This is a genomic window from Rhodobaculum claviforme (assembly GCF_016653255.1).
Taxonomy (GTDB): domain Bacteria; phylum Pseudomonadota; class Alphaproteobacteria; order Rhodobacterales; family Rhodobacteraceae; genus Rhodobaculum; species Rhodobaculum claviforme.
The window spans coordinates 1-11,503 of sequence record NZ_NHSD01000262.1; the positions used below are offsets into that span (position 1 = coordinate 1).

An 11,503-nucleotide genomic window follows, 5' to 3' on the forward strand; every position below is an offset into this window, starting at 1 on the left:
TGCCCGTCCATACCCCCCAGATGTCGGCCCCCGAGGCCTTTGGCGACGCCGCCGCCGCGGTCGCGCGCCTGCGCGAGATCTACGCCCGCGCCACCGACCATCTGGCCGAGGGGTTCGCCCGCACCATGGCGCAGGGCCACCCCGTCGCGCGCTATCGCGCCTTCTACCCCGAGGTACGGCTGACCACGACCAGCTATGCCGCCGCCGACAGCCGGCTGTCCTTCGGGCATGTGACCGAGCCCGGCAGCTATGCCACCACCGTCACCCGGCCGGATCTGTTCGCGGGATACCTGGAGCAGCAGATCGCGCTGCTGCTGCGCAACCACGGCGTGCCGGTGGTGGTGGGGGCGTCCGACACCCCGATCCCGATCCATTTCGCGCTTGCGGGCCGGGCCGAGTTCGCGATCCCGCAGGACGGCGGCGCGTTTTCCCTGCGGGACGTGTTCGACGTGCCCGACCTGGCCACCACCAACGACGACATCGTCAACGGAGAGCGTCTGCGCCACCCCGACGGCACCATGCCGCTGGCGTTGTTCACCGCGCAGCGAATCGATTATTCGCTGGCGCGGCTGGCGCATTACACCGCCACCGACGCGGAGCATTTCCAGAACCACGTCCTGTTCACCAACTACCAGTTCTATGTCGACGAGTTCGAGGCCTTTGCCCGGGCCGCGCTGGACGATCCCGACAGCGGCTACACGTCCTTCGTGGGGCCGGGGAATGCGGTGATCGGGCGGGGCGACGCGCCGCTGCCCACGCCCGCGCGGTTGCCGCAGATGCCGGCGTATCACCTGACGCGGCCGGGCGGGCAGGGCATCACGCTGGTCAACATCGGGGTGGGGCCGTCGAACGCCAAGACCGCCACCGACCACATCGCCGTGCTGCGCCCGCACGCCTGGCTGATGGTGGGCCATTGCGCGGGGCTGCGCACCACCCAGCGGCTGGGCGATTTCGTGCTGGCCCACGCGTATCTGCGCGAGGACAACGTGCTGGACGCCGACCTGCCGGTGTGGGTGCCGATCCCGGCGCTGGCGGAAATCCAGATCGCCCTGCAGGAGGCCGTGGCCGAGATCACCCGGCTGGAGGGGTTCGAGCTGAAACGCATCATGCGCACCGGCACCGTGGCCACCATCGACAACCGCAACTGGGAGCTGCGCGACCAGTCCGGCCCGGTGCAGCGCCTGTCGCAGTCCCGCGCCGTCGCGCTGGACATGGAAAGCGCCACCATCGCCGCCAACGGGTTCCGGTTCCGGGTGCCCTATGGCACGCTTTTGTGCGTGTCCGACAAGCCGCTGCACGGCGAGCTGAAGCTGCCGGGCATGGCGTCGGAGTTCTATCGCGCGCAGGTCGCGCGCCACCTGCAGATCGGCGTGCGCGCGATGGAACGTCTGCGGGAGATGCCGCTGGAGCGTATCCACAGCCGCAAGTTGCGCAGCTTCGAGGAGACCGCCTTCCTCTGATCCGGTTGCCGTGCGGGTGCATCGCCGCTATGGGCGTTTGCGACGTTTTCGTGACATCGCATCCCCGAGCCCCTGACGCGGAGTGGCGGCCCCCATGCGCAGATCCTCCGACCCGCGGACGCTCAAGACCCTCGACACCGACCTGGGCCGGATCGGACGGCTGGAGATGGCGACGCAGGCGGTGGCCCGCCCGCTGGTGGCGCCGGGCATCGCGCTGGCGTTCATGGTCGTGGTGGGGATCGGCGCGAGCGTCTTTACCGGCGGCCAGCCGCTGGGGCTGGTGGTGGTCGCGGCGGCGGTGATCGGGGCCTACATGGCGCTGAACATCGGCGCCAACGATGTGGCCAACAACATGGGTCCGGCGGTGGGCGGGCGGGCGCTGTCGATGGGCGCCGCGCTGGTCATCGCGGCCGTATGCGAGACCGCCGGCGCGCTGCTGGCCGGCGGCGAGGTCGTGGGCACCGTGTCGCGCGGGATCGTCGCGCCCGAAAGCCTGGCGGACAACCAGACCTTCATCTGGGCGATGATGGCGGCGCTGATCGCGGCGGCGCTGTGGATCAACCTGGCGACGTGGCTGGGTGCGCCGGTGTCGACCACCCATTCGGTGGTGGGCGGGGTGATGGGGGCCGGGATCGCGGCGGCGGGGTTCGGCGCCGTCAACTGGCCGGTGATGGGCATGATCGCGGCCAGCTGGGTGATCTCGCCGGTGATGGGCGGGGTGATCGCGGCGGGGTTCCTGGCGTTCCTGAACGCACGCGTGATCCATGTCCCCGACAAGATCGCGGCGGCGCGGGTGTGGGTGCCGGTGCTGATCGGGGTGATGGTGGGGACGTTCACGGTCTACATGGCGATCAAGGGGTTGAACCGGGTGGTGTCGGTCGGCCTGCCGGTGGCGCTGGGGATCGGGGGTCTGGCCGGGGTGGCGACGGCGCTGGTGATGCGCCCGGTGGTGGCGCGCAGGTCGGCGGGGATGGAGAACCGCAACCGCTCGCTCAAGGCGCTGTTCGCGGCGCCGCTGGTGTTTGCCGCAGCCCTGCTGTCGTTTGCCCATGGCGCCAACGACGTGGCCAACGCCGTCGGCCCGCTGGCGGCCATCGTGCACGCCGTGCAGGGCGGCGGCGGCGCGGGCGCGGCGATTCCGCTGTGGGTCATGGCCATCGGCGCGGTGGGGCTGTCGGTGGGGCTGATGCTGTTCGGCCCGCGGATGATCCGCATGGTCGGCTCCGAGATCACCAAGCTGAACGCGATGCGGGCGTGGTGCGTGGCGCTGGCCGCCGCGATCACGGTGATCCTTGCGTCGTGGCTGGGGTTGCCCGTCAGTTCCACCCACATCGCGATCGGCGGGATCTTCGGCGTCGGCTTCTTTCGCGAATGGTACGCCGAGCGTGTGTTGCGCAAGGATCGCGGCGCGCTTGCCCTCCCGGTGGAGGAGCGCGCCCGCCGCAAGCTGGTGCGGCGGTCGCATTTCCTGACCATCCTCGCGGCATGGGTGATCACCGTGCCGGCCTCGGCGGTGGTGTCGGCGGGCGTGTTCCTGTTGCTGGACCGAATCACTCTCTGACGGGATCAGCCGGTGTTGCGCAGCGCCTCGGGGTGCGCGGCCACAAAGGCGCGCAGCGTGGCGAACAGCGCGCGCGCGTGGTCGAGGTCATCGCGGTGCAGCGCGTCGCGGACATCCTCGCAGATCATCTGCTGAACCCGTTGCGGGCCCTTGTGGATGTGCATCAGATACTCGCCCAGCGCCGAGGCGTTGACCTCCGGCAGGTGCTCGTGCTCGGCGATGGCGGCGATTTCGGCGCGGGTCAGGCAGGTCATGTCTTCGATGTCGTCGAGGCTGATCATCACGGTGTCCCCCCTTGCGGATCGATCCCGCAGTTTACCACGTCGCCGCCCCGCAGGCTTGCGCCAGATCAACGTCGGGTTCGGGATGCCGGTGTATGCAGACGGGGCATGCGCACCGAATGGAGGATGGAATGACCCGCCTTGCACTGTTGATGTTCTCGATCGTCTCCGTGACCTTCATGGGGGTCGCCATCGTCGCCGCTCTGGTGGCGGGTCTTGATACGCTCACGCCCATCGTGGTGGCCGCGGCGCTGGGCCTGGTCGCCGCGATCCCGGCAAGCTGGCTGCTGGCGCGCCGCCTGGCCGACGCCTGATCCCGGCCCCGGCCGGCCCCTCGCTGTCTCCGTTTGTGCGCGGCGTCCCCATCCCGGGGGCGCCGCATTTGCATTGGGGCCGTGTTACGCAGGTTTCACAAAACTGTCGTCTGGCTGAGGTACAGCGCGCCTAGGGACGGCGCAGACCGCGGCGTCCGCGGTCAAGGAACGACAGGAGTGGATATGAAACGCACCGCTGCCATGCTTGCGGCGACGTCGACGCTGATTGCGGCGCCGGCCTTCGCCCAGATGACCGTCGACCCCGCGCTGCCCACCTACGAGGCCGCCTCGGGCGTCTCGGGCAACCTGGTGTCCATCGGGTCGGATACGCTGAACAACCTGATGACGCTGTGGTCCGAAGGGTTCCGTGGCTTCTATCCGAACGTGGCGGTCCAGATCCAGGGCGCCGGTTCGGGCACCGCTCCGCCCGCGCTGGTCGAAGGCACCGCCCAGTTCGGCCCGATGTCGCGCCCGATGCGCGGCACCGAGATCGAGCAGTTCGAGGCCCGTTTCGGCTACGAGCCGATCCCGATGCGCGGCGCCATCGACGCCATCGGCGTGTTCGTGCACCGCGACAACCCGATCGAGTGCCTGAGCCTCCAGCAGATCGACGCCATCTTCTCGTCGACCCGTGCGGGCGGCGCCGATGCGGCGATCACCACCTGGGGCGAGGCCGGTCTGGACGGCGAGTGGGCCGACCGCCCGATCGCGACCTACGGCCGCAACTCGGCCTCGGGCACCTATGGCTACTTCCGCGAGGTTGCGCTGTTCGGCGGCGACTACAGCAGCGACGTGCGCGAGCAGCCGGGGTCGTCGACCGTGATCCAGGGCGTCGCCTCGGACATGAACGGCATCGGCTATTCCGGCATCGGCTATGCCACGGCGGACGTGAAGGCCATCGCCATCTCCGGTGACGACGGCACCTGCTACGAGCCCACGGGCGAGAACGCGGCGATGGGCTTCTATCCGATCGCGCGGTTCCTTTACGTCTACATGAACGTCGACCCCAACGCGGCGATGGACCCGCTGCGGGCCGAGTTCGTGCGCTACGTCTACAGCCAGCAGGGCCAGGCGGACGTGCTGCGCGCCGGCTTCTTCCCGGTCGTCAACGCGGTGGCGCAGCAGGACCTGGAGCTGTTCGGCATCGCCGACTGACGATCCGAGCGTCCATCGGCCGGGGCGAGTCGCATCGCCCCGGCCACACGTCCTTTTCCGGAGGCGACAGCATGTCCGACACCACCCCCGGCGGCCACTCTGACGACTATGGCACCGAACTGCGGGCGCAGCAGTCCTCCGACGCCATCGCCAGCCGCCTGCGCCAGCGCGACATGAAGACCCGCGCCAGCGTCAAGCTGGGCGAGAAGGTGGCGAAATGGGTCATCACCATCGGCGGCCTGATGGTCATCGTGGCCGTGCTGGGCATCATGGTGTTCCTGTTCCGCGTGGTCGCGCCGATGCTGGGCGGGGGTGAGATCCTGGGCAATGTGCGCTACCAGCTCGACACCCGGCAGGACACGATCTGGAACAACGGAGACGAATTCCAGACCCTCGGCACCGTTGTCGCGGCCGAGGGGCGGGTGATCACCTTCCACATCCCCACCGGCACCGAGATCGCCCGCACCCAATGGGACTTCAACGGCGCCGAGGTCACCGCCGTGGCCGGGACGCTGGCGCGCGACCGCATCGCGCTCGGGTTCGACGACGGCACCGTGCGCTTTGCCGAGGTGGGCTTTGCATCCACGACGACGTCGCGGCGCAACCTTCCCGACGGGTTGCGCGATCTGGACGCGCGCGACCGGGAACTGGACGGCCGGGTCTTTACCGAGGTGGGCACGGGGGATTTCCGCACCCTGTCGCCGGTTGTGTCGCTGGGCGAAAGCCAGGCGATTTCCGACAGCGCCATCGTGGCGCTGGATTACCGTATCGGCGGCACGCGCGAGCGGCCGACCCTGTCCTTTGCCACCGTCGATGCCGCGGGCGTGCTGCGCGTGAGCCGGTCGCGCGTCACCGTCAACATGATGACGGGGGCCGAGACGGTGGACACCACCACGGTGGAGCTGCCGTCGCTGGGCCTGGCGGATGGCGTTTCGGTGACGGGGATCCTGCTGTCGGGCAGCGCCGACCGGGCCATCGTGGCCACCGATGACGGCGTGGTATTTCGCTACGACCTGCGCAATTTCGACAATCCCAGCCTGGCCGAGCAGCGGCGTGTCGCCTCGGAGGGGGTGGCGGTGACGGCGATGACCTTCCTCAGCGGCGAGGAATCGCTGGTGGTGGGCGGCGAGGACGGGTCGGTGGGCGTGTATTTCCGCCTGCAGACCGGCACCGACGCCACCACCGACGGACGCGAGCTGGTCCGCGCGCGCGAGCACACCCCGATGCCCGCCGCGATCGTCGATCTCTCCGAGGCGCAGCGGCAAAAGGAATTCTCGGCCGTGGACGCGGACGGCAACGTCTGGGTCTATCACTCCACCTCGGATCGGGTGCTGTTCGAGCTTGCGCGCTCGGGCGATGTGACCACCCCGTCCACGGCGATGATCTTTCCGCGCTCCAACGGCGTGATGCTGGTCAGCCAGGGCGGCGAGGTCGAGGCATGGCAGTACCGCGACAGCCACCCCGAGGTCACGCTGGGCGTGCTGTTCGGCCGGATCTGGTACGAGGGGTACTCCGAGCCGCAATTCGTGTGGCAGTCCACCGCCGGCACCGACCTGGCCGAGCCCAAGTATTCGCTGGTGCCGCTGATCTTCGGCACGCTGAAGGCCGCGTTCTATGCCATGATCTTTGCCGCCCCCATCGCGCTGATGGCGGCGATCTACACCTCGGAATTCGTGCATGGCCGGGTGCGCGCAACCGTCAAGCCGATGATGGAGATGATGGAGGCGCTGCCGACGGTGGTGCTGGGCTTCATCGCGGCGCTTGTGCTGGCGCCCTTTGTCGAGGAATGGATCGCGGCGGTTCTGCTGGGCTTCATCGCGGTGCCGCTGGGGCTGATGGTCGGGGCCTTTGCCTGGCAGGCGCTGCCGCCGCGCATCGTGCTGCGCTATGACGGGCTGCCGAAATTCGCGCTGATGGCGATGTCGATCCTGATCACGGCGTGGCTGGCCTACCGCGCCGGGCCGTGGTTCGAGAGCGCGCTGTTCGACGGCGACTTCAAGGCCTGGACCACGGGGCGCATCGGCACCGGCACGCCGTTCATGTTCATCATCCTGCTGCCGCTGTCCTACATGGCCGTGGCGTGGGGCTTCCGGCGGGTGATGGGGGAATTCTGGCGCGGGCGGATGCGGTCCATGGCCCGGCACGAGGCCGGCCGGCTGGATGCGCTGCGGTGGCTGGTGCTGCTGCTGGGGGCGTTCGTGCTCAGCTATGCGGTGGCATCGGTGCTGACGCTGGTGGGGTATGATCCGCGCGGCGGCTTCGTCGACAGCTATCAGCAGCGCAACGCGCTGGTAGTGGGCTTCGTGATGGCGTTTGCCGTGATCCCCAACATCTATACCCTGACCGAGGACGCGCTGAACTCGGTGCCCGGGCATCTGCGGGCGGGCAGCCTCGCGACGGGGGCGACGCCGTGGCAGACGGCGATGTGGATCGTGCTGCCGACGGCGGCCTCGGGGGTGTTTTCGGCGCTGATGATGGGCTTTGGCCGCGCCGTGGGCGAGACGATGATCGTCGTGATGGCCGCGGGCAACACGCCGATCATGGAGTGGAACATCTTCTCCGGGCTGCGCACGCTGTCGGCCAACATCGCCATCGAGCTGCCCGAGGCGGTCAAGGACGGCACCAACTACCGCGTGCTGTTCCTCGCGGCGCTCACGCTCTTCATCATGACCTTCGTGCTCAACACCATTGCGGAGTTGATCCGCCAGCGCTTCCGCAAGCGCGCATTCCAGCTTTGATCCGGGGGCAGCGACCATGACCGACATCCTCGACCCCAAGTTCCCGCCCTCGGGCGCCGCAGGTGCCGCCGGAACCGTCGCGCGCGAGACGGTGGAGGGCGGCACCGCCCGCGGCCGGCGCGTGCGCGTGCTGTCGGCCGACCTGTCGGCGGTGGGGGAACCCGCGCTGTGGGCCTTTGGCGGCGCGCTGGCGCTGGGGATCATCCTGATCGCGGCGTTCCTTGCGATGGTGGCGTGGAACGGGTTTTCCACCTTCTGGCCCAAACCCATCGCCCAGGTCGAACTGCGCGACGGCACCGTGATCGCGGGCGAGCCGACGCGGTCGGGGCGCTACCGGCCGGGCGACACCGTTCTGACGACGCTGAGCGACGCGCAGCGCGCCTTCATCGCCGACAAAGAGGGGTATTCGGACCGGACGCTGTACAAGACCGCCAACTTCGACCTGCATGGCAACGACTTCCGCTGGGTGTCGGACTTCGAGGTCGCCGAGATCACCTTTCCGCCCGATTTCCATCTGTTCGAGCGGCAGCAGTGGGGCACCTTTGTCGGCCGCGTCGCCGGGCTGACCATCGACGGCCAGCAGCGCGCCTTTGACCATGACCTGATGCAGCGCGAACAATCTGCCGCCCGCGACCGCTTCCGCGAGATGCGCCGGATCGAGCGCTCCGAGATCGGCGCCCTCAACCACCGCATCGAGCAGGAGCGCCTGGCGATCCGCCGCGCCGAATTGCGCCACGGCGAAGGCAGCCCCCAGGCCGAGGCCCTGATCGCCGAGGCGCAGGCCAACATCGCCGGCTTCCAGCAGGAGTTCGCCGCCCTCCAGGCCCGCGTCGCGGAGATCCGCGAGGTCGACCGCCGCCACCGCGTCGTGCTGGAGGACGTCGGCGGCCGCCAGGTCGACACCGAGCTCAGCCAGATCGTGCGCTTCTATGCCGCGAACACCGTCGGCCCCATCGACAGCCTGGGCATCTATCTGTCGCGCTGGTGGGAGTTCCTGTCGACCGAACCGCGCGAGGCCAACACCCAGGGCGGCGTGCTGCCGGCGATCTTCGGCACGGTGGCGATGACGCTGCTGATGGTGATCTTCGTCGCCCCCTTCGGCGTCATCACCGCGCTGTATCTGCGCGAATACGCGGCGCAGGGGCGGCTGACGTCGATCGTGCGGATCTCGGTCAACAACCTCGCCGGGGTGCCATCCATCGTCTATGGGGTGTTCGGGCTGGGGTTCTTTGCCTACACGCTGGGCGGCTCCATCGACCAGCTGTTCTACCCCGAAGCGCTGCCCAACCCGACCTTTGGCAAGGGGGGCATCCTGTGGGCGTCGCTGACGCTGGCGCTGCTGACGGTGCCGGTGGTGATCGTGGCGTCCGAGGAGGCGCTGTCGGCCGTGCCGCGCTCGATGCGCGAGGGCTCGCTCGCGTGTGGCGCGTCGAAGTGGCAGACGATCCGCTATGTCGTGCTGCCCAAGGCGCTGCCGGGGATCATGACCGGCATGATCCTGGCGATGGCCCGCGGTGCCGGAGAGGTGGCGCCGCTGATGCTGGTGGGCGTGGTCAAGCTGGCGCCCGCGCTGCCCATCGACGGCTTCTTTCCCTTCGTGCACCTCGATCGCAGCTTCATGCACCTCGGGTTCCACATCTTCGACGTGGGCTTCCAGTCGCGCAACTCCGAGGCGGGCAAGCCGATGGTGTTCGTCACCACGCTGCTGCTTCTGGCGCTGATCGTGACGATGAACGCCACCGCCATCACCATCCGCAACCGGCTGAAGAAACGCTACGCCGGCGGGCAATTCTGAAGGGTTTCACCATGACCACCGCCACCGCCCCCGAGCCGACCGTCTATCACCTGCGCCGCAGCGCCGAAGGCTCCGCGCTGGATATCCGGGACTTCAACCTGTGGTACGGCAAGTCGCAGGCGCTCCATGACATCAACATGGAGATCCAGAAGGGCTCGGTCACGGCGCTGATCGGGCCGTCGGGCTGCGGCAAGTCCACGCTGCTGCGTTGCCTCAACCGGATGAACGACCTGATCGACGACCTGCGCATCGACGGGCAGATCCAGGTGGGCGACTTCGACATCTACGGCCCCGGCGTCGACGTGATCGCGCTGCGCAAGCGCATGGGCATGGTGTTCCAGAAGCCCAACCCGTTCGCGATGTCGATCTATGACAACGTGGTCTATCCGCTGCGGGTGGACGGGGTGACCAAACGCTCGGTCCTGGATGAGACATGTGAGCGCGCGCTGCGCTCGGCCGCGCTGTGGGACGAGGTCAAGGACCGCCTGAAGGAAAGCGCGCTGGGCATGTCGGGCGGCCAGCAGCAGCGCCTGTGCATCGCGCGCGGCATCGCGTCGGACCCGGAGGTTCTGCTGATGGACGAGCCATGCTCGGCCCTCGACCCCATCGCCACGCTGAAGATCGAGGAGCTGATCCATCAGCTGCGCGGCCACTACACCATCGTCATCGTCACCCACAACATGCAGCAGGCCGCCCGCGTGTCGGACAATACCGGCTTCATGTACCTGGGCCGGCTGATCGAATACGGCGACACCAACACCATCTTCACCAACCCGAAAAAGAAGCAGACCGAAGATTACGTGTCGGGCCGCTTTGGCTGATCAAAGCTTGCGCCGGAGACTGCGCTTTGTCATCGTGGATGCCGGAGAGGAGGCCCCCCATGATCGACAACGCCGTACATGCGCCCGCTGCCCACCCGGTGGCAGCGACCAACCTGACCGAGGACGATCTGCGCGCGGCCTTGCGGGCCGGGATCGCCGACTTCAAGGCCGTGCCGATCTTCGGCCTGTTCTTCTCACTGTTCTATGTCGTGGGCGGCATGGGGCTGTGGCTGGGGCTGTTCGCCAGCGGCCAGCCCGCGTTCTTTCTGCCCATCGCGGCGGGGTTCCCGCTGCTGGCTCCCTTTGCGGCGATCGGCCTCTATGAGGTCTCGCGCCGGCGCGAGGCCGGCGAGCCGCTGTCCTGGGGGCCGATCCTGGCGGCGCTGCGCGGGCGCGGGGACGGGCAGCTGGCGCTGATGGCGGTGGGCACGCTGATCGCCTTCGGGTTCTGGATCATCCTGGCGCGCGGGATCTTCGCGATCTTCCTGGGGCGCAGCGGCATCGGCTTTGAATCCATCGGCATCCTGTTCAGCGCGCCGGGCATGGCCATGGTGGTCGTGGGTACGGCGATCGGCGGTCTGGTGGCGCTGGGGCTGTTCACCGTCACGGTGATGAGCCTGCCGATGCTGCTCGACCGCGACGTCGACTTCGTCACCGCGATGATCGCCAGCGCCCAGACGGTGCAGGCCAACCCGCGGGTGATGCTGAAGTGGGCCGCGCTGATCGCGGGACTGCTGTTCGTGGCGATGATCCCGCTGTTCCTGGGGTTGTTCGCGGTGCTGCCGATCCTCGGGCATGCGACGTGGCACCTGTATCGGCGGGCCATCTCGGAGGGCTGAGGGCGCGTGCGCCTGAAAAAAAGGCCCCGCGTCCTGCGCGGGGCCTTTTTCCTTGTGCCGTGCGGTGACGTTCAGGTGCCGCCGGTGGTCGAGACGGCGACAAAGGTCGTCACGGCCAAACCGACGATCACCGCGCCGGTGACCCCGACGCCGCCCAGCGCGCCGGCCGCCAGGACCTGCCCCTGGCTGGACACCACCGCATCGGACCCCGACACCGCCGCGACGCAGACACCACGTTCGGCGTCAAAGGCGATGTCATAGCCCTGCTCCATCCCGGCCGCGGCCGCGGACGCCGCGCATTCGGGCGCGATCGACTGTGCTGCCGCCATGGACCCTGCGGCCGTCAGGCCCGCCGCCGTCATGATCAAAAGAAACCGCTTCATATCCGCCTCCTGTCCAGAAGCATGAACGATGCCGGTGGGACGGGGGTCTGTCAATCTTGGGGCGAGCTTGCGGCGCCTTCGGTGCGATTTCGTTGCATTGCGCAGCATCCCTGCCACGCCAGGGCCCGCCAGCGGCCATGTGCCGGGGCGCCGGGG

General features: G+C 68.6%; 10 protein-coding genes. 8 read left to right on the forward strand and 2 right to left on the reverse strand.

Annotated features, from left to right (window positions below; translation table 11 throughout):
* Nucleotides 1–20 precede the first annotated feature (20 nt).
* Together CCR87_RS09820 and CCR87_RS09825 are read left to right on the forward strand one after the other, a co-directional pair.
* Nucleotides 21–1,460, forward strand: a complete 1,440-nt coding sequence (locus CCR87_RS09820; protein WP_201157350.1) for an AMP nucleosidase — start codon at nt 21–23, stop codon at nt 1,458–1,460.
* Nucleotides 1,461–1,554: 94 nt separating this feature from the next.
* A complete protein-coding gene (locus CCR87_RS09825) occupies nt 1,555–3,021 on the forward strand; it encodes an inorganic phosphate transporter (protein WP_201157351.1) in 1,467 nt (488 codons plus the stop codon).
* A 5-nt stretch (nt 3,022–3,026) separates the two neighbouring features.
* On the opposite strand, the gene CCR87_RS09830 is transcribed toward CCR87_RS09825, so the two are convergent.
* Nucleotides 3,027–3,302 (reverse strand): hypothetical protein, encoded by a 276-nt coding sequence (locus CCR87_RS09830; protein ID WP_201157352.1) that lies wholly within the window; start codon nt 3,300–3,302, stop codon nt 3,027–3,029.
* A gap of 131 nt (nt 3,303–3,433) precedes the next feature.
* Between CCR87_RS09830 and CCR87_RS09835 the strand changes: the two genes are divergently transcribed.
* From CCR87_RS09835 to CCR87_RS09860, 6 genes are all read left to right on the forward strand, one after another.
* Nucleotides 3,434–3,616, forward strand: a complete 183-nt coding sequence (locus tag CCR87_RS09835; protein WP_201157353.1) for a CTP synthetase — start codon at nt 3,434–3,436, stop codon at nt 3,614–3,616.
* A 183-nt stretch (nt 3,617–3,799) separates the two neighbouring features.
* Entirely contained in the window at nt 3,800–4,771 is a 972-nt protein-coding gene (locus CCR87_RS09840; RefSeq protein WP_201157354.1) for a PstS family phosphate ABC transporter substrate-binding protein, read from the forward strand.
* A 71-nt stretch (nt 4,772–4,842) separates the two neighbouring features.
* Entirely contained in the window at nt 4,843–7,509 is a 2,667-nt protein-coding gene (locus CCR87_RS09845) for an ABC transporter permease subunit (RefSeq protein ID WP_201157355.1), read from the forward strand.
* A gap of 16 nt (nt 7,510–7,525) precedes the next feature.
* Entirely contained in the window at nt 7,526–9,304 is a 1,779-nt protein-coding gene (pstA, locus tag CCR87_RS09850) for a phosphate ABC transporter permease PstA (RefSeq protein ID WP_201157356.1), read from the forward strand.
* Between the two features lie 11 nt (nt 9,305–9,315).
* Nucleotides 9,316–10,125 (forward strand): phosphate ABC transporter ATP-binding protein PstB, encoded by an 810-nt coding sequence (pstB, locus tag CCR87_RS09855; RefSeq protein WP_201157357.1) that lies wholly within the window; start codon nt 9,316–9,318, stop codon nt 10,123–10,125.
* Nucleotides 10,126–10,184: 59 nt separating this feature from the next.
* Entirely contained in the window at nt 10,185–10,964 is a 780-nt protein-coding gene (locus CCR87_RS09860; protein ID WP_201157358.1) for a DUF2189 domain-containing protein, read from the forward strand.
* Nucleotides 10,965–11,035: 71 nt separating this feature from the next.
* Here the strand turns inward: CCR87_RS09860 and CCR87_RS09865 are convergent, their stop codons facing one another.
* Nucleotides 11,036–11,347, reverse strand: a complete 312-nt coding sequence (locus CCR87_RS09865; RefSeq protein ID WP_201157359.1) for a hypothetical protein — start codon at nt 11,345–11,347, stop codon at nt 11,036–11,038.
* Between the last annotated feature and the right edge of the window lie 156 nt (nt 11,348–11,503).

Excerpts from the sequence above, each read along its gene's own strand:
- CCR87_RS09820 (WP_201157350.1), top strand. The coding sequence starts at position 21 with ATGTCGGCCCCCGAGGCCTTTGGCGACGCCGCCGCCGCGGTCGCGCGC.
- CCR87_RS09825 (WP_201157351.1), top strand. The coding sequence starts at position 1,555 with ATGCGCAGATCCTCCGACCCGCGGACGCTCAAGACCCTCGACACCGAC.
- CCR87_RS09830 (WP_201157352.1), bottom strand. The coding sequence starts at position 3,302 with ATGATCAGCCTCGACGACATCGAAGACATGACCTGCCTGACCCGCGCC.
- CCR87_RS09835 (WP_201157353.1), top strand. The coding sequence starts at position 3,434 with ATGACCCGCCTTGCACTGTTGATGTTCTCGATCGTCTCCGTGACCTTC.
- CCR87_RS09840 (WP_201157354.1), top strand. The coding sequence starts at position 3,800 with ATGAAACGCACCGCTGCCATGCTTGCGGCGACGTCGACGCTGATTGCG.
- CCR87_RS09845 (WP_201157355.1), top strand. The coding sequence starts at position 4,843 with ATGTCCGACACCACCCCCGGCGGCCACTCTGACGACTATGGCACCGAA.
- pstA (WP_201157356.1), top strand. The coding sequence starts at position 7,526 with ATGACCGACATCCTCGACCCCAAGTTCCCGCCCTCGGGCGCCGCAGGT.
- pstB (WP_201157357.1), top strand. The coding sequence starts at position 9,316 with ATGACCACCGCCACCGCCCCCGAGCCGACCGTCTATCACCTGCGCCGC.
- CCR87_RS09860 (WP_201157358.1), top strand. The coding sequence starts at position 10,185 with ATGATCGACAACGCCGTACATGCGCCCGCTGCCCACCCGGTGGCAGCG.
- CCR87_RS09865 (WP_201157359.1), bottom strand. The coding sequence starts at position 11,347 with ATGAAGCGGTTTCTTTTGATCATGACGGCGGCGGGCCTGACGGCCGCA.